Origin of the sequence: Streptomyces sp. AA1529, assembly GCF_000280905.1 — a bacterium.
Classification (GTDB): Bacteria; Actinomycetota; Actinomycetes; order Streptomycetales; family Streptomycetaceae; genus Streptomyces.
On sequence record NZ_ALAP01000075.1, the window covers coordinates 66,942 to 91,030 of the forward strand.

The window sequence follows — 24,089 nt, forward strand, 5'->3', positions numbered from 1 at the left end:
GGCCTGCGGCACCGGGGCACGGGGCACACCGGCCGGGGCACCGGCACCCCGCGGGGACGGCCGGGCCCTCCCGCCCCCGCCGTCCCGCGGGTGCGCCGTCAGTCCTCCGGCTGCGGGCTCACGCCCTTGCAGCGGGGGGTGTCGTCGGCGAGCCCGGGGCGGGCCGCGGCCCGCAGCCGCAGGAACCGGCGCAGGTAGGCGTCGTGCACCGCCGGATCGTCGACCTTCAGCAGGGTCTCGTCGTTCTTGGTCAGGGCCGGGCCCGAGTAGTTGTGGCTGCCGGTCCACACCAGGGCGGCGGCGGCCCCCGCGTAGCGGCCGGAGATCAGCAGCGTCTTGGAGTGGACGACCTCCCGCGAGGTCGCGGGATCGCCGTCGTCGTCGTAGTGCAGGCAGCGCACGGCCGGACCGCCGGGCGCGTGCAGCGCCTCCCAGGTGCCGGGGGAGCCGGTGCTGTCCGCGCTGTCGCTCTCGGCGTAGACGATGTCCACGGCGCAGCCCTGTCGTTGCAGTTCGGCGAGCTTGTCGGCGACGCCCTGCCGGGTGAGTTTGAACATGGCCAGCCGGACGCTGGTGCGATGGCTGCCGCGGGCGTCGCTCCAGCGGCAGGTGACGTTGTCCAGGAGGGCGCGCACGGTGTCGCCGCCGTCCGGCCGGGGGAAGAAGTAGCCGGTGTACGGGGCGGCAGCGGTGCGGGTGTAGCGCCAGTCGCGCCAGTCGGCCGCCGCGGCGGTGTCGAAGTACCGGCTGTAGGCCGCGTGGAGGCGGGCCTGCGACACGACCAGCGCGTCGTTCCAGAACTTGGTGTAGCTGCCGGTGGACAGGTTCGAGGAGGTCTGTACGACGACGTTCCGTAAGCCGCCGGTGTGCGAGAAGAGCCAGAACTTGTTGTGCGCGATGGACGGGCCGGCGCCGGGCCTGCCCAGGCAGGACTTCCCCTCGGGGCAGAGCGCGACGAAGGAGTGCTTGGACCGGTCGGTGCCCAGCGCCTTGCGGAGGATGCCGTAGGAGGTGCTGGAGGGCATCGCGCTCACGCTGGACTCGTCCAGCAGTACCCGGACCCGCACGCGCCGCCCGGCCGCGGTGTGGGCCGCGGCCAGCGCGCGCGCCATCTCGGCGTCCCAGAAGTGGTACAGGGCGACCTTGATCGTGGAGCCGGGGGCCGCGGCTTTGATCCGGGCCAGCAGGTCGCTGCGGATGGCGCGTTGCTGCGCGGCCGTTCCGTTGGGCTGGTTGAAAACCGGCCCGGTGCCCGGCGGGGCGGCCGCCGCGGGGGCGGGAGCGGCGAGGTGCAGCCCCGCGCAGAGGAGCAGGGCGAGTGGTGCTGCGGCGGCTCTCGGGTGTGTCACGTGCGTCCCCTCCTGGCTGGTGGTGCGAGGTCCGGCGGATGGTGCGGGGTTGCGGGCCGGGCCGCCAGCGAGCGTAGGGACGTACGGGCGCCGCTTTCAGGGCATTGAGCCACCTTCTGGTGCTGATGTGATGAGTGGGGTACCGAGAGACGGAAGGGCCCCGAGAGGTGAACTCCTCTCGGGGCCCCGCACCGTTCCGCGCTCCTGTGCGCCGGTGTCCTGTCCCTGCGCCACCCGTAGGGGTGGCAGTGCCGGATACGCGGTTGCCGGATGCGGGATCAGCCCCGCGAGCCGGCCCGGCGCGCCGCCGGCGGCCGGCGGCTCAGGTCGAGACCGCGTCCTCCGGATCCGCCGTGCCCGGCGCCTCCAGCTCGGCCTCCTCGGCGGCCTCCTGGAGCTCGCGCTGCCCGGGGATCTCCGCCGTGCGCCGCGCGACGCGCACGTTGCGCGCCTCGGCCTCGGCCGCCAGCTCCAGTGCGGCCGCGTTGAAGCGGACCCGCGAGGGCGGGTCGGAGGGGCCCAGCAGATGGGTCTTCAGCTCCCGGCGGGCCCGCGCCATGGTGTCCTTCTCCGGGTCGCGCACCGACTCCAGCAGCGCCGGGAGCTGGTGCGCGTCGGGGCTGAGCACCGTGCCGGCCCGCACGGTGGGGAAGGTGCCCCGGAACTCGTCCTCGGTCATCCCGCTGGTGTTGGCGACCGCGTACGGCTTCTCGCTGGTGAGGTAGTCCGAGACCACCGAGGAGACGTCCGAGACGAGCAGGTCGGCCTGGTTGAAGCAGGTGAAGATCCCCGGCCGCGGGCCGTCGATGATCTGGTGCTCCCAGTCGGGGAAGGACGCCCAGTAGGCCGCCTCCCACGCCTCGGTCGCCGCGCGCACCCGTTCGGCGTTGCCCTCCTCGGGCCTGCCCTGGATCTTCATCCGCTCCATCTCGTCCGCGCTGGCGCGGAACGCCGTGGTGGAGAGCCGGTCCAGCTCCGCGGTGCGCCGCTCCAGCTCGGCAGCGGCCTCCGCACCGCGGCGCGGGCCGTTGCGGGCCGCGTTCGCCTGGGTGATCAGGGTGCGGATGCGCTGGTCGGCTGCGCCGGCGCGCGGGTCGACCGAGCCGGTCATCGGGTGCGGTTTGTACAGCAGTCGCACCTTCGGGTCGGCCAGCAGTGCCTTGACGATGTTCTCGCCGGCCAGCCGCACCGAGGTGTTGCCCGGGTTGCCGTCCCAGCCCTCCCAGGTGGGGGCGTAGAGCACCGTGGTGTACCCGTCCCGGGGGGCGGTGTGCTCGTCGGCGTGCCGGATGGGGGTGAGCTGGGGGCGGCCGACCTCGACGACGTCCTTGTCGTCCACGCCGACCTCGGCGAGCTGGTAGCGCTCGCGGGCGGCTTCCCCGGCGACCCACACCTGGTCGTAGGCCTTGGCGTAGGGGTTGCAGGAGGAGAGCTTGTCGGACTCGCCGTGGTTGATGAAGGCGTGCTTGAGCGTGGGGATCCGCAGGACCTGGGAGGTCTTGCCGGAGTTGGCCGGGTGCAGCAGCACCTTGAGGGTGGAGTGCTCCAGGTGCATCAGATGGGAGACCTTGGGGATGCAGACGATCGGGACGTCGGTGGCGTCGATCTTCTGCACCATGAACCGCTCCCGCAGCACGATCAGCGGCCGCCCCTCCAGCTCCGCCAGCGTCGAGAGCCACATGTTCGCCTGGTACGCCGACGTCGTCCCGCCCGAGAAGTACATCCCCGTGGTCGGCTTGTACCGTGCCAGCCACGCGTCCAGCCAGGCCATCACCTCCTGCTCGCTCTTGGAGCGCTTCTTCGGCAGCAGCCAGGTGGCCAGGTAGAAGGCGCTGCTCAGGGAGAGCAGCAGGGTGCAGCTCACGCCGATGAGCCCCCATTCCTCCACCGCCAGGCTCGCGCTGAGCGTCAGGCCCAGGGTGCCGGGGATGGAGAAGCGCAGCAGCCTGCGGCTGGGCTGGCGGGCCAGCAGCCGGGACGGCGCGTGGGTGAGGTCGAGCGACGAGGTGTCGATGTTGCGCGTGACGACCGGCAGGGTGCGGGTGCGGCGCACGAGCTGGGCCACCGCCTGGCACAGGAAGTGCGCGGCGTAGGAGGCCAGCAGCAGCAGGGTGAGCGGACGCTCTATGTCCGGCGGTACCTCCGGGATCCGGACCAGGCCGATGATCACCAGCATGTCGCGGAGGAGCTGCCGCGTGGTGACATCGAAACGGACCTTCCCCAGCAGCGCCAGCAGCCCCGGCTGCTGGTGTGTCAGGTACAGGTCGAGAGCGAGTCCCGCCAGCGAGGCGGCGACGAAGACGGGCACGTTCGGCAGCAGTGCTCCGGCGAGCTGCACGGTGTAGAACACCGCGAGCGCGAGCAGGGCCGCGAGCTGGACGGCGCGTCGTGTGGCGAGTCCGGCAGAGGGCACGGGCTGGGCTCCTGGCATGGAGAGAGGGTCTGCGAAGGGGGTGGCCGGTGGCGGTGGCCGAGGTCGACCCCTGACGGTATGACGCCCGTGGGTCAAGTGACAATCTTCGACGCCGCGGGATGGGCGCTTACCTGGTCAAACGTAACCATCCTCACGCGTCCGTCGCGTGAAACGGATGAGCGGCCCGGACCGGCGCTGACGTAGATTGCGACCCGAGAGCACGGCGGTCACGGCTCCACCGGGCGCACCCGTCGCCCCGCGGAGCCGTGCGTCCCGCCGCGGCGGCACAGGCGCGAGGGGTACGTACGGGCGTGGCACGAGACAGCGGAACAGGGCACGCGGCGGGCGCCGCCGAGGGCGCACCGGGCACGGCGGTGCCCCCGGGACCGGCCGGGCCGGCGGCGGAGAGCGGGCAGGCCGCCCGCAAGGCGGTGCGGGAGGCGCGCCGCGTGGTCGTCAAGGTCGGCTCCTCCTCGCTGACCACCGCGGCGGGCGGACTGGACGCCGACCGGGTGGATGCTCTCGTCGACGTGCTCGCCAAGCACATCGGTGCCCAGCACGCCGAGCCCGGGCAGGCCCCGCGGGAGACGGTGCTGGTCTCCTCGGGTGCCATCGCGGCCGGACTGGCGCCGCTGGGGCTGGCCAAGCGTCCCCGGGACCTGGCCCGGCAGCAGGCCGCGGCGAGCGTCGGCCAGGGGCTGCTGGTGGCCCGCTACACGGCCTCCTTCGCGCGCTACGGCCGCCGGGTCGGCCAGGTGCTGCTGACCTCGGACGACACCAGCCGCCGGGCGCACTACCGGAACGCCTACCGCACCCTGGACCAGCTCCTGGCCATGGGCGCCGTCCCGATCGTCAACGAGAACGACACCGTGGCCACGGACGAGATCCGGTTCGGCGACAACGACCGGCTCGCCGCGCTCGTCGCCCACCTGGTCCGCGCCGACCTGCTGGTGCTGCTCTCGGACGTGGACGGCCTCTACGACGGCAACCCCACCACCCCCGGCGCCCGCCGGGTCGCACAGGTGCGCGGCCCGGCCGATCTGGCGGGCATCGACATCGGCAGCGCGGGCAGCGCGGGGGTGGGCACCGGCGGCATGGCCACGAAGGTGGAGGCGGCCGGCATCGCGGCGGGCGCCGGAGTGCCGGTGGTGCTCACCTCCGCCGTGCACGCCGCCGATGCGCTGGCCGGGCGGGAGACCGGCACCTACTTCCATCCGACCGGGCGACGCGCCGCAGGCCGGCTGCTGTGGCTCGCGCACGCCTCCACGCCCACCGGGGCGCTCACCCTGGACGACGGTGCCGTGCGGGCCGTCGTGGACCGCCGTACCTCGCTGCTGCCCGCCGGGATCGCCGGGGTGGAGGGCGACTTCTCGGCGGGCGATCCGGTCGAGCTGCGCGACGGCCGGGGCCGGGCCGTCGCGCGCGGGCTGGTCAACTTCGACGCGAAGGAGCTGCCGCGGCTGCTGGGCCGCACCACCCACGAGCTGGCCCGTGAGCTGGGACCTGCCTATGAGCGCGAGGTCGTGCACCGGGACGACCTCGTGCTGCTGCGCGGCTGACCGGAGCTGTCCGCCGGGCTCCGATTCGGGCGGCACATTCGGGCGGCCGGGAAAAAGTCCAGCCTTTCCACGGACACCTTCCGCAAAACCGTCCCGCGCGCGCCCTCGGGCTGGTCAACTTTGACTCGGGCGGTGCGAGCAGCACGTGCACCCGCACGTGCACGCGGCGTACCGCCCGCCGTACGGAACGAGACCAGCAGCACTCACGGAAGACACCAGGGCAGCACCAGCACCACTCCAGGAGGCCACCGGTGGGACGACTGGCCGGCGTCGGAACGGCGCCCTCCCCCCAGCCCGAGGAACGAGTCGGCTCCCGGCTCTGGCACGTCACGCTCAACGTCGCCGGCCGCGAGGCGCCACTGGGCGACGTACGGCGCGCGCTCGAACGGCTCGCGCACGACCACCCGTTCCTGCTCACCAGCCGCTACGCCGACGACCACGCCGAGATCCGCTACTGGGAGGAGGCCCAGGACCTGCACGACGCCGCCGCCGTCGCGCTGCGGCTGTGGGGCGAGCACCGGTCCTCGGCGGGGCTGCCGCCCTGGGAGATCGTGGGACTCGAGGTGATCGGACGCGAGACCCACCGCCGGCGCGTCGCCGAGGGCTGCGGCCCGCCGCTCGTCAGCGGGATGGGCGTGCACCCGTTCTGACCCCCGGCGCCGGTGTCTCAGCGGCGCCGCGCGTGCGGCCGCCGCTGAGACACCGGCGCCGCCTCGCGCCCGCCCCGGCTACGATGCGCGCCATGAGCGCATCCGAGACCCCGGACACCCCCGTCCGCCAGGCGGCCCGCCGTGCGCGGGCAGCGGCGGCCGACCTCGCCCCGGCCCCCCGTACCACCCGTGACCGCGCCCTCCTGGCGATCGCCGACGCGCTCACGGCCCGCACCCCGGAGATCGTGGCCGCCAACGCCGACGACGTCGCAGCGGCGCGCGCCGCCGGCACGGCGGAGTCCGTCGTCGACCGGCTCACGCTCACCCCGGAGCGGGTCGCGGCCATCGCCTCCGACGTGCGCGACGTCGTCGCGCTGCCCGACCCGGTGGGCCAGGTGCAGCGCGGCTCGACGCTGCCCAACGGGCTGGAGCTGCGCCAGGTGCGGGTGCCGCTGGGCGTGGTCGGGATCATCTACGAGGCCCGCCCCAACGTCACCGTGGACGCAGCGGCGCTCTGCCTCAAGTCCGGCAACGCCGTGCTGCTGCGTGGCTCCTCCTCCGCGCACGCCTCGAACTCGGCGCTGGTCGCGGTCGCCCGGGACGCGGTGGCCGAGGCCGGACTCCCCGCGGACGTGGTGCAGTTGGTGCCGGGCGAGAGCAGGGAGAGCGTCACCGAGCTGATGCGCGCCCGGGGCCTGGTGGACGTGCTCATCCCGCGCGGCGGCGCCTCGCTGATCAGGACCGTGGTGGAGCAGTCGACCGTGCCCGTCATCGAGACCGGCACCGGCAACTGCCATGTCTACGTCGACGAGCACGCCGACCTCGACACCGCGCTCGCGATCCTCGTCAACTCCAAGGCCCAGCGCCCCAGCGTCTGCAACGCCGCCGAGACCGTCCTGGTGCACGCCGGGATCGCCGACGCCTTCCTCCCGCGCGCCCTCGAAGCGCTCGCCGAGGCGGGCGTCACCGTGCACGGCGACGCCGCCTGGCGGACGGCGGCCGAGGCCGCCGGGCTGACGGTGGCGCCGGCGACCGACGAGGACTGGGCGAGCGAGTACCTGTCCTACGACATCGCGGCGGCCGTGGTGCCCTCCCTGGACGCCGCCGTCGAGCACATCCGCGCCTGGTCCTCCGGGCACACCGAGGCGATCGTCACGGCCGACACCGCGGCCGCCCGCCGCTTCACCACGCTGGTCGACTCCGCCGCCGTGATGGTGAACGCCTCCACCCGGTTCACCGACGGGGCCCAGTTCGGCTTCGGCGCCGAGATCGGGATCTCCACCCAGAAACTGCACGCGCGGGGGCCCATGGGCCTGCCCGAACTCACCTCCACCAAGTACGTCGTCACCGGGGACGGGCACGTCCGCGGCTGAACGGCACCGATTTTCCGCCCGGTTCCCGGCGGCCCTGCCCAAATTGACCGCATAGGTCTACGCTGGAAGGCGTGCCGGACGACGTGGGGGGCGGGCCGTTCCCGGACGGCGAGGAGCCCGAGTACCGCGACCGCGGGGCAGCGGACGACGAGTTCGCCTCCGTGGTGCTCGACGAGGACTTCGTACGCGCCGCCGAGGTGCACGAACCGAGCGCGGCCGAACGGATACTCGCCTCCGACCGGTCGCGCGCGGAGAGCGAGCCCTTCCGCGGCGTCGAGGACGGCTTCGGCCATCCCCGCGGCGAGGGCGAGATCCCGCACGAGGAGTTCGCGGAGGCGGACGACCCCTTCGACGGTGACTTCGACGACGATCCGGACGACGACGAGGGCCGCTTCGACCGCTCCGAGTACCGGGTGGAGTACGAGGGCGGCCCGCCGGAACCGGAGCCGGGCCATGAGCACGGCTCCGACTTCGGGTACCGGGCCCACCGCCGCCCGGTGCCGTACCAGGGGCCGCGCCCCTACCGCGGCCACCGCGAGTGGCAGCGGCCGGTCGCCTGGGTGCTCGCCGTGGTGATGGGCATCGGGATGGTGGCGCTCGCCTTCTCCGCCGTCTACCGGGGCACCTCCGACCAGCGCCAGGATCCGACCCCGCCGCCCGCCACCACGGGCGTGGACCGGGACGGCCCGGGCGCGGTCTCCCCCGTCCCCGCCGTGGAGCCGCCCGGCGGCTGACGGGCCGCCCCGCCCGGCGCCGCGAGGGCCGTTCGCAGCCCCGGTCCACCCCCGGCCGGTCCGGCACCGCGGGGGCCCGCGACGCCCCCGGAGCAGACCGCGCGGGGTCCCGCAAGTTGGCCGGAGCCACGCCGTTCACGTCCGCGCCGTCGGTCCTACCCTGGTGCTATGGCCGGGCGAGTGGATCCTCCTGACGGGACGCCCGACGGCGGTCCCGACGGCGACGACGAGTACCGATCCCTGGTGTTCGACGAGTCGTTCATCAAGGCTGCGCGGCTCCAGGAGTTCTCCGCGCAGGAGCGCATGGCGGACGAGGAGCACGCCGCGGTCCGCGCCCGCTCGCACGCCGAGCGCCGGGGCCGGACCGGCCTGGGCTTCTCCCGGCAGGGGCTGGTCCTGGTGGCGCTGATCGTGCTGGCCTTCGGCACCGCCATCTACATGGGCATACGGAACCCCTACCCCTCCTCGGTCCGGACCGGTGCCGAGCCCCTGCGCAGCGATGTGCTGCCGCTGGCACCCACCGGCCGGGTCCCGGGCGGCACCCCGGGCGACCTGTTCGAGAACAGCCCCGCGGGGCGGTTCGCGACCGGGGCCGACGGAGTGGCGCTGCCACCCGTTCGGAGCAGCGACCACTTCTCGGAGAGCCAGGTGCTCTCGGCGCTGACCGTCGCCAAGGACTACATCGTGGAGAGCTCCCTCGACCCGGACGTCGTCACCGGTGGCGCGGTGCGGCCGGTGCGCCTGCTGCTCAACCCCCGCCAGCAGCGCCAGTTCGACCGCAGCGTGGAGCACCCGCGGGACGACGGGCGGCGCAGCGCCACGGCCTGGATGGTGCGCCTCGACCGCGGCAAGGCGACGCTGGCCAGCTCGAAGGTGCGGGTCGACGGCACCCTCGCCGTCGAGGAGGTCGGCGACGGGCTGGAGGTCACCGCCGACCACGTCTTCGTCTACGCGGTGCGGCCCGCCGACGGGGACGGGGGGAAGAACGCGGACAGCGGACCGGCCGGGAAGCCCCCGCGGAACGCCTCCCTGTTCTCCGTACGGCGGGAGGTGCGCTTCCGCTTCGAGCGGCAGGACCTGCGCGAGCATCAGGTCACCGTGCGCCAGGTCGCGATGCGGGCGGGACCGATGAACTGCGGCGACGACCCTTCCGACGCGCTGGCGCCGCTGCTGGCGGGCGAGCGGGCCCAGGACGCGGGCAAGGCGGGGACCGATCCGTACGCACGGGGCCGGTCCGCCGCCTCGGTGTGCGGACTGCTGGCGGCTAGCGCTCGCCCGAGCCCGGATCGTCCTTACCGGCCGAACCGTTAGCCGGCCCGCTGCCGCCGTCCTGGCCCTCGGAGCCGCCGCGGCCGGTGAAGGTGTCGCGCAGCCGGCCGCCGACGTCGCCGACGCCGCCCGCCAGGTCGCGGACGAAGCCCATCAGCGGGTCCTTGCTGTTGCGCACCGTCTCGGAGTAGTGGTTCGCCGACTCCCGGAAGGAGTCCCGCACCGAGGTGTCCTTGTCGTCGGCGCGCTTCGGGTAGTGGCCGTCCATGATCCGCTGGAAGTCGCGGCTGGCCTCCCACTTCTTCAGCTCGGCGGCGCGCACCGTGGTGAAGGGGTGCGAGCGCGGCAGCACATTCATGATCTTCAGCACGGAGTCGCGCAGGTCCCCGCCCGCCTCGTACTCCTCGGCCTGCGCCAGGAAGGCGTCGACGTTCATCTCGTGCAGGTGATTGCCGCCGGCCAGCTTCATCAGCCCGCGCATCGACGCCTGCAGGTCCTGGCCCACCAGCAGCCCGGCCCGGTCGGCGGACAGCTCGGACTTGCGGAACCACTCGCGCAGCGCCGTCACCAGCGCCATGACCGCGACGTTCCCCAGCGGGATCCAGGCGACCTTGAAGGCGAGGTTGGACAGGAACAGCAGTATCGTCCGGTAGACCGCGTGGCCGGAGAGCGCGTGGCCGACCTCGTGGCCGATCACGGCCCGCATCTCCTCCTCGTCCAGGAGCTCGACCAGCCCGGTGGAGAGCACGATGATCGGCTCGTCCATGCCGACGCACATCGCGTTGGGCTTCGGGTCCTGGGTCACGTACATCGGCGGGATCTTCTCCAGATCCAGGATGTAGCAGGCGTCCCGCAGCATGGCGTTGAGGTGGGCGAACTGCTGGTCGCTGACCCGCACCGAGTCGGAGAGGAAGAGCAGCCGCATGCTGCGCTCGGGAAGCAGGCCGCTCAGCGCCTTGACCACGGTGTCGAAGCCGCTCAGCTTGCGCAGCGCCACCAGCGCCGAGCGGTCGGTCGGGTGTTCGTACGCACGCGAGGAGATCCCCTCGAAGCGCCGCCGCTCACGGCCCGGCAGGCGCTCGGTGCCGCCTGTGCCGTCTGTCATGGTGTTTCCCCCTCGTCGACTGGGCTGTCCACACTAGAGCCTCTCGTCCGGATTCCGCTGGGCCCGTGGTCCCTGCACGCACCGGATCCGGCTCCTCGGCCCGGCCCGGTCCGAAACGCGGGACCTCGGAAGGTGGGACGCCGGGCGGGGCCTTCCCGTTGCGTCCGGATGAGTCGGGGTGAGCGCCCGGAGGGTCCACGCTTACGATGTGGCTGCGCAGTTCCGCTCCCGCACGTGTGCGAGAGCGGGACGACCGCGCGCCGACTGTCCGCGCCTCACGGGATGGGTTTCCGCCGACGATGACTCTGTCCAGCACCGCACACGACGCCCTGCTGTCCCTCGCCTCGGGGGGCGAGCACGGCGAGGGCGGTCAGCACGAGAGCCTGAGCCCCTATCTGACCGGTGGCGGCGCGCTGCTCGCGCTGATCCTGCTGCTGTGGCTCACCACGCGTTTCAACCGGGACCGCTGAGCGTAGAGTCGCCCCGCATGGGAGAGGACATAGTGCCCGGGACCGGTAAGCGGCGACTCGGTGTGATGGGCGGGACCTTCGACCCCGTCCACCACGGCCACCTGGTGGCCGCGAGCGAGGTGGCGGCCCGCTTCCACCTCGACGAAGTGGTGTTCGTACCCGCCGGGCAGCCGTGGCAGAAGAGCCACAAGCAGGTGTCGCCCGCCGAGGACCGCTATCTGATGACGGTCATCGCCACGGCGTCGAATCCGCAGTTCTCGGTGAGCAGGATCGACATCGACCGCGGCGGCAAGACGTACACGATCGACACGCTGCGCGAACTCGCCGAGGCCAATCCGGACACCGACCTGTTCTTCATCACCGGCGCCGACGCGCTCTCGCAGATCCTGAGCTGGCGCAACACCGAAGAGCTGTTCTCGCTGGCCCATTTCATCGGCGTCACCCGGCCCGGCCATGCGCTGGCCGACCCCGGGCTGCCGCAGGGCGGCGTCTCCCTGGTGGAGGTCCCCGCGCTGGCCATCTCCTCCACCGGCTGCCGCGCCCGGGTGGAACGCGGTGATCCGGTCTGGTACCTGGTCCCGGACGGGGTCGTGCGGTACATCAACAAGCGTGCGCTGTACCGGCGGGACGCGGAGGGGGACGCGCGAGCGTGAGCGACGGCTACGGATACGACCCCTACGGCCGCCGGCCCGAGATCATCGGCTACGACGAGTACGGCAGGCCCGTCCACCGCACGCAGGAGATGCCGCCCGAGACGCCGCCCGAGGGGGCGTACCCGGGGCAGGAACCGTATCCGTATCCGGCCTACGACCCCTATGCCCAGGTCCCCGGGCAGCAGGCGGGCCACGACCCGTACGCGGGCCATCCGCAGCAGCAGGGCGGCCACCCGGGGCACCAGGCTCCGCACCCGCAGCAGGGCGCACCGTATGCGGGCACGCAGCCCCGGCAGGCCGTGCCCTACCCGGAAGCGCACCCCCAGCAGCCCGTGCCGTACCCCGAGGCGGACTCCCGGCAGGCCGACCGGGTGCCCGCCCAGGGCGGCCCGTCCCCGCAGGAGCAGCCCCCGCACGGCGGGGGCGGCGGCCGGGAGGAAGCGGCCCCCGCCGGCGAGGAGGACGGGTACCGCACCGAGCAGTTCTCGTTCGTCGAGGAGACCAGCGACGACTCCGAGGACGTCATCGACTGGCTCAAGTTCACCGAGAGCCGCACCGAGCGCCGCGAGGAGGCCAAGCGCCGGGGCCGGAACCGGGGCGTGGCGCTGGTCGTCGTGCTCGCTCTGCTGCTGGTGGGCGGCACGGGCTGGGCCTGGTACGCGGGACTGCTGCCGGGCACCGGGGACGACGGCGGCACGGGCGGCGCCGCTGCGGGCGAGCAGCGGGACGTGATCGTGCTGCATCTGCGGGAGCAGGGCGGTGCCAGCTCGACTGCCCTGCTCGTGGACAACGAGGGCGCGGGCGAGGGCTCCACTCTCCTGCTGCCCAACGCGCTCGCCGTCTCCGCGGAGAACGGCAGCACGACCACCCTCGGCAAGTCCGTGCAGGACCGCGGCGCCGGACCCACCCGCGACGCGCTGAACACCCTGCTCGGCTCGGACATCAAGGGCACCTGGCGGCTGGACACCCCGTTCCTGGAGAACCTCGTCGAGCTGGTCGGCGGCATCACCCTGGACACCGACACCACCGTGCCCGGCGCGAAGCGGGGCGCGGAACCGCAGGTCGAGAAGGGCGGCGACCAGGATCTGGACGGCCGCGCCGCGGTGGCCTACGCCACCTACCGCGCCCGGAGCGAACCCCAGACCGCGCAGCTCGCCCGGTTCGGGCAGGTCATGCAGGCGCTGCTGAAGAAGGTCTCGGCCGACGCGTCGGCGGCCACCAGGACCGTCGAGTCCCTCGGCCAGATTCCCGACCCCTCGCTGTCCGAGGCCCAGCTCGGCTCCGCGCTGGCGGCGCTGGCGGACCGCGCCAGGCAGGGCGACTACCGCACCCGGACGCTTCCCGTGCGCGCCGACGGGACGCTCGGCAGACAGGCCGGCGACCGGATCGTGAAGAAGGTCCTCGGCGGCAGTGTCAAGAACTCCGATCCGGACGCCGTGCCCCGGGTGAGCCTGAAGAACGCCAGTGGCAGGCGCGGCCTGGACGGCACGGCCTCCGCGGCGCTGGTCAACGGCGGCTACACCGTGGTCAAGGCCGGTACGGGCACCACCCGCGCCACCTCGCTGGTGACCTACGCCGAGCCCGCGCGGAAGGCCGAGGCCGAGGGGATCGCCAAGACGCTGGATCTGCCCGGCAGTGCGGTGCGCAAGGCCGAGGGGGCCGCGAACGCCGATGTCACGGTGGTGCTGGGCGCCGACTACCGGGGGTGACGGCGGTCGCGCGCGGCGGCCGCCGGCCGCGCGCGGCGTCCCCGCCCGCCGTGACTGGGCCGAAATCCGGTCGCGTGGCCGTGAGACCCTGGAACACGAGATGTTCCCGACCCGAAAGCCTCACCTGTGACCGCCACGGACCGTTCCCTAGAGCTGATCAGCACCGCCGCCCAGGCGGCGGCCGACAAGCTCGCGCACGACATCGTCGCCTACGACGTCAGCGACGTGCTCGCCATCACCGACGCCTTCCTGCTCGCCTCGGCGCCCAACGACCGGCAGGTCAAGGGCATCGTCGACGAGATCGAGGAGCGGCTGAACAAGGAGCTGGGCGCCAAGCCCGCGCGCCGCGAGGGCGAGCGGGACGGCCGCTGGGTGCTCCTCGACTACGTCGACATCGTCGTCCATGTCCAGCACAGCGAGGAGCGGGTCTTCTACGCTCTGGAGCGGCTGTGGAAGGACTGCCCGGAGCTGGAGCTGCCCGAGGACGCCGTGGCGACCCGCGGCAAGGGCGCCGAGCACGCCGAGGCGACGGGGGCCGGCGCCGGGTCCGCTGACGAACTGGACGGAGAGCTGCGCTGAACGGCACGGCGGCGGTGCGGGACCGCAGGATCGTCCTGTGGCGGCACGGCCAGACGGCCTGGAACCTCGAACGCCGGTTCCAGGGGACCACGGACATCCCGCTCACCCCATCGGGGCTCGACCAGGCCCGCCGGGCGGCACGGCTGCTCGCGGCGCTGCGCCCGGACGCCATCCTCTCCTCGGACCTGCGGCGCACCACGGCCACCGCGGCGGAGCTGGCCGCACTCACCGGGCTCGGCGTCACCTACGACGAGGGCCTGCGCGAGACCTACGCAGGCGAGTGGCAGGGGCTCACGCACGAGGAGATCGTCGACCGCTACGCGGAGCAGTACGCCGCCTGGAAGCGCGGCGAGCCGGTGCGCCGGGGCGGCGGTGAGCTGGAGACCGAGGTCGCCGAGCGGGCGGCGCCCGTGGTGGAGCGCGGAGTCGACAAGCTCCCGGACAGCGGCACGCTCGTCGTGGTCAGCCACGGCGGCACCATCCGCACCACCATCGGCCGCCTCATCGGGCTGCCGCCGCACACCTGGGAGTCGTTGGGCGGGCTGTCCAACTGCAGTTGGTCCGTGCTGGGCGAGACGCCGCGCGGCTGGCGGCTGCTGGAGCACAACGCGGGCAGCCTGCCCGAGCCGGTGCTCGGCGACGACGACTGACCTCACCGGACGGGACCGTCGGGGACGCGGGGAACGCCGCGGCCCGAGGGCCGGCAGGGGACCGGAGGGCAGCGACGGGCCACCGGATTTCTCATTCGGCCCGGCCACCCGCTAAGCTTCAGATCGTCCGCGGCGCTCCGGCGCCGCAGCCCGGGGCTATAGCTCAGTTGGTAGAGCGCTTGCATGGCATGCAAGAGGTCAGGAGTTCGATTCTCCTTAGCTCCACAGCCCAGGATCCCGCCCTCCGCCACGGAGAGCGGGATCTTTGCCGTGCGGCCTCGATGTACGCGCCGGGGTGCACGCGCCGGGCGCGACCCTCGCGGACGCCGGATCACCGCCCCTTCGCACCCCCGGCGTCATCGCACCTGCTGCTGCCCGTGCGCAGCATCCGCTCCCGGACCCGGGACAGCGGCTCGGCGTGCTCCTGGCAGCCGATCATCGGATCGTCCATCGTCCGCACCAGCCCCAGGAGCCGCTCCGACTCGTCGTCGTGCGGCACATAGGCCACGATCCGGGCCTCGGACGCACCGCTGATCTGGAGCGACGTCGAGCTGAGCCGCAGCCGGCCGACCGAGGCGTGCTGCACCAGCTTCACCCGCGCCCCCGGCGGCGCCACATCGCCGCTGCGCCACAGCTTCGAGAACTCCGCGCTCGCCTCGCACATCCGGGCCAGGAACTCCTCCCAGGCGGCCTCACCGACGTGTCGCCCGTAGCTGCCGCGCAGCGTCGCCACCATCAGCGACAGCTCCGCCTCGCGGTCCAGCAGCGCGCAGCAGCACGGCGGCATGGCCACGAACTGCTGCCACAGCACATTGCGTTCGGGCTGCCCCACCAGGTCCACCATCGGGAACAGCGCCCGGTACCCGGCGTTGGCGGCGAGCACGTCGTAGCGGCCGTTGTAGACCACCGCCGGCATCGGGTCCATCGCGTCCAGGATGCGGTGCACCTCCGGGTCGACGGCCTCGGCGAGCCGCTCCGGAGACGGCGGACGCGGCACCTCCGCCAAGTGGTACAGGTGATCGCGCTCGGCCTCGTCGAGCCGCAGCGTGCGGGCCACCGCGTCCAGGACCTGCGCACTGGCGTTGATCGGACGCCCCTGCTCCAGCCACGTGTACCAGGTCACCCCCACCCCGGAGAGCTGGGCCACCTCCTCGCGGCGCAGCCCGGGGGTGCGGCGGCGGAGCCCCGCGGGCATCCCCACGTCGGCGGGGGAGACCCGGGCGCGGCGGCTGCGCAGGAACGCGGCCAGTTCGGATCTGCGGCGCTGGGCGGGCGGGCGGACCGCTCCGGTGGCACCGCCGGCCGCTCGCGGCTCCGTTCGTCTCTCGGCGATGACTGTCACATCCCCCATCGTCGCGGCAGCCCGTACCGGCTGCCAGGTGCTGTCAGTACCAGCATCGGCACGCTCTCGTGAGCCCCGCGGCCGTCCGGCCAGGCTTCCCGCATGACATCCACCTCGTCCTCCCCGCCGTCCTCTTCGCCGTCCTCTTCGCCCCTCCCGGCGTCGGCCGCCGCGGGGACCTCCGCACCGGTGACGGAACCCGCACCGCGGCACCCGGAGTCCGCTGCCCGCGGCCTCAGTAAAGACCACGCCGCCGACAGCCGTTCCGTTCCCGGCAGCGGACCGGGTCCCGCCGGGGACTCGGCCTCCGGCGGCGGCCACGCGCGTCGGGGCCCGCGCCCCGGGTGGCTCCTGGCGATCGTGCTCAGCGGCCAGTTCATGGCCCTGCTGGACACCTTCATCGTCAACGTCGCGGCCCCCGACCTGCGCGCGGATCTGCACGCCTCGGGCGCGGGGCTGCAACTGGTGATCGCCGGCTACACCCTCGCCTACGCGGTGCTGCTGATCACCGGGGCCCGGCTGGGCGCCCTGCTGGGGCACGCCAGGATGTTCCTGTGCGGCCTCGCCCTCTTCACCGGCGCCTCGCTCGCCTGCGGTCTGGCGACCGGCACCGGCTGGCTCATCGCCTTCCGGCTGGTGCAGGGCGCGGGCGGCGCCGTGATGCTGCCGCAGGTCCTCAGCCTGCTCCAGCGGACCTTCACCGGAGCCGCCCGCAACCGCGCGCTGGGCGCCTACGCCGCCGTGCTCGGCGTCGGTGCGGCGGCGGGCCAGCTGCTGGGCGGGGTGCTGGTCAGCGCCGACCTGTTCGGCTGGGGCTGGCGCCCGGTCTTCCTGATCAACGTCCCGGTGGGTGCCGCCCTGCTCCTCGCGGGGCCCGCGCTGCTGCGGGTGCGCACCGAGCCCAGGGGCGGCGCCGAGGAGCGGCGGGCGCTGGACCTGCCGGGGCTGGTCCTGCTCGGCACCGTGCTGCTGCTGTTCACCGTCCCCGTCGTGCTCGGGCGGGAGCAGGGCTGGCCGCTGTGGGGATGGGTGTCCCTGGCGCTGTGCGCCGCGCTCGCCCCGGTCTTCGGACGGTACGAACTGCTGCTGTCCCGCCGCGGCGGCCGGCCGCTGGTCTCCCCGCTGGTGCTGCGGGCTCCCGGTGTGCCGCTGGCCGTGCTGCGCATCTTCTGCATGATGGCGGTCAACGCCGGTTTCGTCCTGGTGGTGATGCTGCATCTGCAGACCGGGCTGGGGAAGAGCGCGCTGCTCGCCGGCGTCTCGATGGTGCCGACCGCCGGACTCTTCGCGCTGGTCGGAATGGTCTGGCGGCGCCTGCCGCAGTCGTGGCACCCCCGGCTGTCGGCCACCGGGTTCCTGGCCGCCGCGGTCTCGTTCGGGTGGCTGGGGGCGCTTCTGTCCGGCGGCGGGGACGGCGGCCCGTGGCTCTACGGCTGCCTGAGCGTCAGCGGAATCGGCATGTCCCTGGCCTACAACCCGGTGCTCTCCGGCGCCCTGGCGCGGGTGCGGCAGAGCGAAGCGGCCGACGCCAGCGGACTGTTGGTGACCACCGCGCAGCTCGGCCTGCTGAGCGGGGTGGCACTGTTCGGCGCGGTCTTCCTGGAGCACGTCGAGCGCGCCCCGGTCACCCCCGCGACCTCGGCACACGCGCTCACGCTCACCTGCACGGCCCTGGCCGCCGTGTCGCTCGTCGCGGCGGGGGCGGGCGCGTTGAGCGGAGCGGTGCGCAGGGTAGGAGGATGGACGGGGGAAGCTTGACCGGCCCTTAGCCCGGACGCCGGAACGTGGCAGAATCGGGGCGGCTGGAAGGGGGAGCCCAGGGGGAAGGGGAGGGGCGAGTGCGATGTCGGCGACGGTCCTCGGCGAGGACGGCACCGGATCCCCGCTCGTACGGCCCCCGCCCGGCGCGCAGCACCGGCCGGGTGTCCCGGGCAATCTGCAGTGTCCGGCCTGCGGTTCGGCGAACGTCGCCCAAGTGCTCGGCGACAACGGAGGAGTTTCCTACGTGTGCACGGCATGCGGCCACATCTGGAGCTGACTGAGCGATGGGCGCCCACAGCAGGAAGTGCGACTGGTGCGGCAGCGGCACCCCGATCGTCCGTGACATGGAACCGGTCAACAGCGCCTACCAGTACTGGTGCGAGGACTGCGCGCGGGCGCTGATCATAAAGGGCGACCCGATCGAGACCTACCGCGAGTTGGACGGCGAGCCGATCTACGGCCGCCTGCTGGAGGCGCACTGCACGCTGAAGCGCTTCTACTCCTTCGCGACGGCCTGAGCCCCGCCCCCGCCCCCGGCGCCGGCATCCCCTGCCGTCCTCGCCGTCCCCGCTGCGCCGCCCGGCCGGTGGCCGGACTCCCCGCCGCACAGCACCCGCAGCGCCACCACGGCCGTGACGCCGAGGAACACCGCCCCCGCGAGCGGGTAGCAGGCCGACAGCAGTATCTCGGCGCCGTTCTGGTGGAGTTCGGGAGGGCGCGGCGCGTCCGGGTCCCGGGGGACCCACCACGGCACGTAGGACCAGAACACCAGGGCCGCCAGCAGCGCTCCGGCCGACCAGCGCAGACTGCGGCGCCGCTGCGCCTCCACGACCAGCAGGAGCGTCAGCGGCAGACACCACACCCAGTGGTGCGACCAGGAGATCGGGCTGATCAGCAGCATGGTGACGGCACAGGCCGCGGCGGACCAGGCGCCCGCGTTCGGCAGGCCGCGGCGCCCCGCGAGGGCCGCGGCCACGGCCGCTCCCAGGCCGAGCACGGTGGCGAGGAGGGCCGGGCCCAGCCACAGTCCGCCCGGGTCCCCGGTGTGCAGCAGCCGCGCTGCCACCCCGTTCAGCGACTGGTTGTCGGTGAGTTCCGCCCGTCCCACCCGGTCGGGCCGCAGCACGGCTCCGCTCCAGAAGCGCAGGGAGTCGTGCGGGAGGAGCAGCGCGGCCAGCAGCGCGGTACCCAGGAAGGCCGCTGCCGCGACGGCGGCCTGCCGCAGCCACGGGTTCCACGGCCCCTTTCTGCGGTCCGGCCCGTGCAGCGCCAGCCCGTGCAGGGCCAGGTAGACGGCGAACAGTGCGGGGGTGAGCTTGATGCCCGCCGCGATGCCGATGCCCACACCCGCCCAGCGCCGCCCGGGGCGGCGGGTGAGATCCCACAGCACCAGGGTGGCCACCAGGAGGTTGATCTGCCCGTAGCGCAGTGTGGTCCACACCGGTTCGCTCCACACCGCGACCGCGGCCACGCCCAGGGCCGCGGCCGGCCGCGGGACGTGCAGCGGGCGGTGCAGCAGGCGCAGCGACAGGTGCGCCAGGGCCACCAGCAGTACGAGGCCGGAGACGGTCGCCGCCGCACGCAGGACGGGCACCTCCGGCAGCGTCAGGGGGAGGAACAGCAGCGCGGCGAACGGCGGATAGGTGGCGGGCAGGTCCGCGTAGGTGGCGCGCATCGCGTACAGGTCGTGGCCGTCGAGCACGGCCCGGCCCTCGGCCCGGTAGACCATCAGATCGATCATCGAGGGGGCCGTGGCGTGCCGCGCGGCCCAGAAGGCGGCGAAGGAGAGCAGCGACACCGCGAGCGCCAGGGCCGTCGGCCGCCGCAGCAGCCGGTCCCGGATGCCGCGGCAGCCCCGGAGTGCCGGTGGCGCTGCGCTCCCGTCGGGGCGGCGCGAGGTGCTCACGGGCCGACAGTACCGACTGCCGGGGTCCGGCCCTGGTACGGCGGGCCGCCCACCGCTCCGGTGTCGCGGGAAGCGATTTGGCAGAAGGCGGTGTACCCCGTGTAAGCTGGCGAAGCCGCCGAGGGCAAGCCCCGGCGGACCAGAGATCTGGGGCTATAGCTCAGTTGGTAGAGCGCTTGCATGGCATGCAAGAGGTCAGGAGTTCGATTCTCCTTAGCTCCACAGAAGCAAGAGGTGGGATGCAGTCGCGGATTCCGCGGCTGCATCCCACTTTTTCGTATGCCGACTCCATGCTGCTTCCCTGCCGGTCCCCTGCGGTGCGCCCCGTAGGACGGCGTTCTCCCGCACGAGGTGTGGTCCCCCGCGTCGGCGCTGCTCCCGCCCCTGGTCGGGGCCCGCGTTCCGGGTTCGCGGCCGGGCCGCCGACGGTCTCCGGCCGGGTCCTGCCGCGTGCGGTACCCTGAGCGCTATGCGTGCCGTACGCCTTCTGCTTAGCGAGCCGCGCTGAATCACCGCCGGTCCCCCTCCGCGGACCGGCATCGGCGCGGCTCCCCCTCCTGTGCGAGGGGTTTTTTCGTTTCAGGAGCGCTGGGCAGAGACGACCGATGGAGCTTTGAGGACGATGAGCGAGACGACCACCGCCGCCGAGAGCGCGGCCCCCCATCGCTACACGGCGGCCCTGGCCGCCGACATCGAGGCACGCTGGCAGGATTTCTGGGAGAAGCACGGCACCTACGAGGCGCCCAACCCCGGCGACGGACCGCTGGGCGGTGACGCCGAGCAGGCCGCCAAGCCCAAAAAGTTCATCATGGACATGTTCCCGTACCCCTCGGGTGCGGGACTGCACGTCGGCCACCCCCTCGGCTACATCGCGACGGACGTCTACGCCCGCTATGCGCGGATGACCGGCCACAACGTGCTGCACACGCTGGGCTTCGACGCCTTCGGGCTGCCCGCCGAGCAGTACGCCGTCCAGACGGGCACCCATCCGCGCACCTCGACCGAGGCCAACATCGTCCAGATGACGGCGCAGCTGCGCCGCCTGGGCCTGGGGCACGACAAGCGCCGGTCGTTCGCCACGATCGACCCCTCGTACTACCGCTGGACCCAGTGGATCTTCCTGCAGATCTTCAACTCCTGGTACGACGCCGAGGCGCGCACGGCCCGGCCCATCGAGGAGCTGGTCGAGCAGTTCGCCGCCGGCACCCGGGAGACCCCCGAGGGCTGGGGGGCGTGGCAGGAGCTGGGCGAGCGGGAGCGGGCCGACCTGCTGGGGGAGTACCGGCTGGCCTACGCCTCCGACGCACCCGTCAACTGGAGCCCCGGCCTGGGCACCGTGCTGGCCAACGAGGAGGTCACCGCCGACGGCCGCTCCGAGCGCGGCAACTTCCCCGTCTTCAAGGCCGAGCTGCGGCAGTGGAACATGCGGATCACCGCCTACGCCGACCGGCTGCTGGAGGACCTGGAGGACCTGGACTGGCCCGAGGCGATCAAGCTGCAGCAGCGCAACTGGATCGGCCGCAGCGAGGGCGCCCGGATCGGCTTCCCCCTCGGGGACGCGGCCGTCGACGTCTTCACCACCCGCCAGGACACCCTGTTCGGCGCCACCTACCTGGTGCTGGCCCCCGAGCATCCGCTGATCGGTACCGTCGTCCCCGAAGCCTGGCCCGAGGGCATCCACCAGGTGTGGACGGGCGGACACGCGACTCCTGCCGAGGCCGTGGCCGCCTACCGGGCGCAGGCGGAGGCCAAGTCCGACGTCGAGCGCCAGGCGGAGGCCAAGGACAAGACCGGTGTCTTCACCGGCGCCTATGCCACCCACCCGGTCACCCGGGAGCCCGTTCCGGTCTTCATCGCCGACTACGTGCTGATGGGGTACGGCACCGGCGCCATCATGGCCGTCCCCGCACACGACCAGCGTGACTTCGAGTTCGCCCGCGCCTTCGAACTGCCGATGCGCTGCGTCGTCGAGCCCACCGACGGCCGCGGAACGGACCCGGCCGACTGGCAGGAGGCGTTCAGCTCCTACGAGGCCGCGCTCGTCAACTCCCGTGCCGAGGGCATCAGCCTGGACGGGCTGGGTGTCGGCGAGGCCAAGGAGCGGATGCGCCGCTGGCTGGAGCAGCACGGCCTGGGCGAGGGCACGGTCAACTACCGCCTGCGCGACTGGCTGTTCAGCAGGCAGCGGTACTGGGGCGAGCCCTTCCCGATCGTCTACGACGAGGACGGCATCGCCCACGGGCTGCCCGAGTCGATGCTGCCGCTGGAGCTGCCGGAGGTCGAGGACTACTCCCCGCGCACCTTCGACCCGGACGACGCGGACACCTCTCCGGAGACCCCGCTGTCCCGGAACGAGGAGTGGACCCGCGTCACCCTGGACCTGGGCGACGGGAAGGGGCCGCGCCGCTTCCGGCGGGAGACCAACACCATGCCCAACTGGGCCGGTTCCTGCTGGTACGAGCTGCGCTACCTGGACCCGCAGAACGACGAGAAGCTGGTCGACCCGCGGATCGAGAACTACTGGATGGGCCCGCGGGAGGGGCAGCCCAAGGGCGGCGTCGACCTGTACGTGGGCGGTGCCGAGCACGCCGTGCTGCACCTGCTCTACGCCCGCTTCTGGTCGAAGGTGCTGCACGACCTGGGGCACATCTCCTCCGTCGAGCCGTTCCACAAGCTGTACAACCAGGGCATGATCCAGGCGTTCGTCTACCGGGACGCGCGCGGCATCGCCGTACCCGCCGCGGAGGTGGAGGAGCGCGACGGCGCGTACTACTACCAGGGCGAGAAGGTCAGCCGGCTGCTGGGCAAGATGGGCAAGTCCCTGAAGAACGCCGTCACCCCGGACGAGATCTGCGGCGAGTACGGCGCCGACACCCTGCGGCTGTACGAGATGGCGATGGGCCCGCTGGACGTCTCCCGGCCCTGGGACACCCGCGCGGTCGTCGGCCAGTTCCGGCTGCTGCAGCGGCTGTGGCGGAACGCCGTGGACGAGACGACGGGCGAGCCGACCGTGGTCGACTCCGCACCGGACGAGGCGACCCTGCGTGCCCTGCACAAGGCGATCGACGGCATCGGCCAGGACATGGCTGCACTGCGCTTCAACACCGCGATCGCCAAGCTCACCGAGCTGAACAACCATGTCACGAAGCTGCCCGAGGTCCCGCGCGGCGTCGCCGAGACCATGGTGCTGCTGGTCGCCCCGCTGGCTCCGCACATCGCCGAGGAGATGTGGCGCCGGCTGGGCCACGAGGGGTCCGTCGTCCAGGAGGACTTCCCGGTGCCCGACCCGGCGTACCTGGTGGACGAGACCGTGACCTGCGTGGTGCAGGTCAAGGGCAAGGTCAAGGCCCGGCTGGAGGTGGCGCCGTCCGTCTCCGAGTCCGAGCTGGAGGCGCTGGCGCTGGCCGAGCCGGTGATCGTGAAGGCACTGGGCGGTGCCGAGGTCCGCAAGGTGATCGTCCGGGCGCCCAAGCTGGTCAACATCGTTCCCGCGTAGCCGCCGGCCGGACCGGCCGGCCGCACGGCCCGGCCGCGGTGCGGCCGACCGGTCACGGGAGGGTGAGCGACCCCTACGGGACGTCATGGGGGCGGATCCGGGTTCCGCGGAACCCGGATCCGCCCCCGCCCGTTTACGCTGAACGGAGAAGGGTCGACGGACGACGGACGACTAAGGAGCGATCTGTGGACGTGGGAGTCGTCATCGGCCTGATGTTCGTGCTCGCCGTTTTCATCTTCGGCACGATCATCACGCTGCGTGTCGTGCGAGCCGTCAAGCGCGGGGTGGAGCGCACCGGGGCGCAGGTGCGGCGCACGACGGAGGAGACCCTGCTCAAGGCCCGCTCGGCCCAGCCCGGTCCGGTCGGCCAAGCAGCCCGCATCCGCCTGGAATTGCGCTCCTCGATCGACAGCACGCGGGCGGCGCTGGAGGCCGAGGCGCAGCAGGACCCGGGCCTCGGCGAAGCCGTACAACTCCTGGACGGCCTGCACGAGCACGCGCGCCACCTGGACCGGGAACTGCGCGTGCTGATGGAGCGCGAGCCGGACCACTCCCGTATCGCCGCCCGGCTTCCGGAGGCGCGCGAACGCATGCGGCACATCAAGGAGTCGGCGGACTCGCTGCGCCACGCCGCCCAGGACCGGGCGCGCCGGTTCGACGCCGAGGGGCTGGGCGCGCTGCGGGACCGGATCGACATCGAGTCCGGTGCGCTGCGCCACTGGACGCCGGGCCCCGGCCGCCCCCGGCCCGAGGCCGCCGCCGACACCTCGCCCGCCGATGCCTCGCCCGCCGGGGAGGCCGCGGCCGGTCGCGGCGCCGAACCGTCCGCGCCGGAGGCCCACTCGGAGGAGCAGGAGAAGCAGAAGGCGCAGGAGAAGGCCGGGCAGTCGGCCCAGCCGGCACTGGAGCCGTCCGGGCAGGGCTCGGGTCTGTCCGCCGCCGACCTGACCGGCTCGGACCTGACCGGCTCCGATCCGATCGGCCGGGTCGCCGACCGCGGGGACACCGCCGGGGTCTTCGAGAAGCGGCGGCCGCGGAACGCCTCCTGAGGCGCTCCGTTCGCCCGCCCGA

The 24,089-nt window shown here is 73.2% G+C and carries 20 protein-coding genes and 2 tRNA genes; 17 read left to right on the top strand and 5 right to left on the bottom strand.

The genetic code is table 11. The annotated features are described in order from the left end of the window. Positions 1-98: 98 nt before the first annotated feature. Both A949_RS0121750 and A949_RS0121755 read right to left on the bottom strand, forming a co-directional pair. Entirely contained in the window at positions 99-1,349 is a 1,251-nt protein-coding gene (locus tag A949_RS0121750) for a phospholipase D-like domain-containing protein (protein ID WP_019358146.1), read from the bottom strand. Between the two features lie 322 nt (positions 1,350-1,671). Next, entirely contained in the window at positions 1,672-3,762 is a 2,091-nt protein-coding gene (locus tag A949_RS0121755; RefSeq protein WP_019358147.1) for a hypothetical protein, read from the bottom strand. A 374-nt stretch (positions 3,763-4,136) separates the two neighbouring features. On the opposite strand from A949_RS0121755, the gene proB reads away from it, so the two are divergent. From proB to A949_RS0121780, 5 genes are all read left to right on the top strand, one after another. Continuing rightward, positions 4,137-5,321 carry a glutamate 5-kinase gene (gene proB / locus A949_RS0121760; protein ID WP_051019583.1) on the top strand — a complete coding sequence of 395 codons (1,185 nt, stop codon included), beginning with the start codon at positions 4,137-4,139 and terminating at the stop codon, positions 5,319-5,321. A gap of 110 nt (positions 5,322-5,431) precedes the next feature. Then, complete coding sequence (locus A949_RS0121765) at positions 5,432-5,971, top strand: hypothetical protein (protein WP_430523579.1); 540 nt, start codon at positions 5,432-5,434, stop codon at positions 5,969-5,971. An 83-nt stretch (positions 5,972-6,054) separates the two neighbouring features. Continuing rightward, complete coding sequence (locus A949_RS0121770) at positions 6,055-7,344, top strand: glutamate-5-semialdehyde dehydrogenase (RefSeq protein WP_019358150.1); 1,290 nt, start codon at positions 6,055-6,057, stop codon at positions 7,342-7,344. Between the two features lie 71 nt (positions 7,345-7,415). After that, positions 7,416-8,078 carry an SCO2584 family spore wall biosynthesis protein gene (locus tag A949_RS0121775; RefSeq protein WP_019358151.1) on the top strand — a complete coding sequence of 221 codons (663 nt, stop codon included), beginning with the start codon at positions 7,416-7,418 and terminating at the stop codon, positions 8,076-8,078. Between the two features lie 168 nt (positions 8,079-8,246). Beyond that, entirely contained in the window at positions 8,247-9,389 is a 1,143-nt protein-coding gene (locus A949_RS0121780; RefSeq protein WP_026004904.1) for an SCO2583 family membrane protein, read from the top strand. On the opposite strand, the gene A949_RS0121785 is transcribed toward A949_RS0121780, so the two are convergent. Further along, positions 9,343-10,452, bottom strand: a complete 1,110-nt coding sequence (locus tag A949_RS0121785; protein ID WP_019358153.1) for a M48 family metallopeptidase — start codon at positions 10,450-10,452, stop codon at positions 9,343-9,345. The two genes, A949_RS0121780 and A949_RS0121785, sit on opposite strands and share 47 nt — an antisense overlap. Before the next feature lie 299 nt (positions 10,453-10,751). Between A949_RS0121785 and A949_RS38575 the strand changes: the two genes are divergently transcribed. The 6 genes from A949_RS38575 (at position 10,752) to A949_RS0121815 (ending at position 14,738) form a co-directional block, all read left to right on the top strand. After that, entirely contained in the window at positions 10,752-10,922 is a 171-nt protein-coding gene (locus A949_RS38575) for a hypothetical protein (RefSeq protein ID WP_019358154.1), read from the top strand. A 17-nt stretch (positions 10,923-10,939) separates the two neighbouring features. Beyond that, positions 10,940-11,575 (top strand): nicotinate-nucleotide adenylyltransferase, encoded by a 636-nt coding sequence (gene nadD / locus A949_RS0121795; protein WP_026004905.1) that lies wholly within the window; start codon positions 10,940-10,942, stop codon positions 11,573-11,575. Further along, positions 11,572-13,284, top strand: a complete 1,713-nt coding sequence (locus tag A949_RS0121800) for an LCP family protein (protein ID WP_019358156.1) — start codon at positions 11,572-11,574, stop codon at positions 13,282-13,284. The genes nadD and A949_RS0121800 overlap by 4 nt, the downstream gene beginning before the upstream one ends. A 126-nt stretch (positions 13,285-13,410) precedes the next feature. Then, on the top strand, positions 13,411-13,863 hold the full coding sequence (gene rsfS, locus A949_RS0121805; RefSeq protein ID WP_019358157.1) for a ribosome silencing factor: 453 nt from the start codon (positions 13,411-13,413) through the stop codon (positions 13,861-13,863). A gap of 14 nt (positions 13,864-13,877) precedes the next feature. Continuing rightward, entirely contained in the window at positions 13,878-14,513 is a 636-nt protein-coding gene (locus tag A949_RS0121810) for a histidine phosphatase family protein (protein ID WP_019358158.1), read from the top strand. Positions 14,514-14,665: 152 nt separating this feature from the next. After that, a tRNA-Ala gene (locus A949_RS0121815) sits at positions 14,666-14,738 on the top strand. Positions 14,739-14,844: 106 nt separating this feature from the next. Here A949_RS0121815 and A949_RS0121820 read toward each other — a convergent pair. Next, positions 14,845-15,864, bottom strand: a complete 1,020-nt coding sequence (locus A949_RS0121820) for a helix-turn-helix transcriptional regulator (RefSeq protein ID WP_019358159.1) — start codon at positions 15,862-15,864, stop codon at positions 14,845-14,847. Between the two features lie 351 nt (positions 15,865-16,215). Here A949_RS0121820 and A949_RS0121825 point away from each other — a divergent pair, with 351 nt between their 5' ends. The 3 genes from A949_RS0121825 (at position 16,216) to A949_RS0121835 (ending at position 18,134) form a co-directional block, all read left to right on the top strand. Beyond that, entirely contained in the window at positions 16,216-17,613 is a 1,398-nt protein-coding gene (locus A949_RS0121825) for an MFS transporter (RefSeq protein ID WP_037707208.1), read from the top strand. A gap of 85 nt (positions 17,614-17,698) precedes the next feature. Continuing rightward, complete coding sequence (locus A949_RS0121830) at positions 17,699-17,893, top strand: hypothetical protein (protein WP_019358161.1); 195 nt, start codon at positions 17,699-17,701, stop codon at positions 17,891-17,893. A 7-nt stretch (positions 17,894-17,900) separates the two neighbouring features. Beyond that, complete coding sequence (locus A949_RS0121835; protein ID WP_019358162.1) at positions 17,901-18,134, top strand: hypothetical protein; 234 nt, start codon at positions 17,901-17,903, stop codon at positions 18,132-18,134. On the opposite strand, the gene A949_RS0121840 is transcribed toward A949_RS0121835, so the two are convergent. Next, positions 18,113-19,522 carry a glycosyltransferase 87 family protein gene (locus A949_RS0121840; protein ID WP_019358163.1) on the bottom strand — a complete coding sequence of 470 codons (1,410 nt, stop codon included), beginning with the start codon at positions 19,520-19,522 and terminating at the stop codon, positions 18,113-18,115. The genes A949_RS0121835 and A949_RS0121840 overlap by 22 nt on opposite strands. 149 nt (positions 19,523-19,671) lie before the next feature. On the opposite strand from A949_RS0121840, the gene A949_RS0121845 reads away from it, so the two are divergent. From A949_RS0121845 to A949_RS35905, 3 genes are all read left to right on the top strand, one after another. Then, positions 19,672-19,744, top strand: a tRNA-Ala gene (locus A949_RS0121845). A gap of 400 nt (positions 19,745-20,144) precedes the next feature. After that, positions 20,145-23,018, top strand: a complete 2,874-nt coding sequence (leuS, locus tag A949_RS0121850) for a leucine--tRNA ligase (protein WP_019358164.1) — start codon at positions 20,145-20,147, stop codon at positions 23,016-23,018. A gap of 185 nt (positions 23,019-23,203) precedes the next feature. Beyond that, on the top strand, positions 23,204-24,067 hold the full coding sequence (locus A949_RS35905) for a hypothetical protein (protein WP_063826274.1): 864 nt from the start codon (positions 23,204-23,206) through the stop codon (positions 24,065-24,067). Positions 24,068-24,089: the final 22 nt, after the last annotated feature.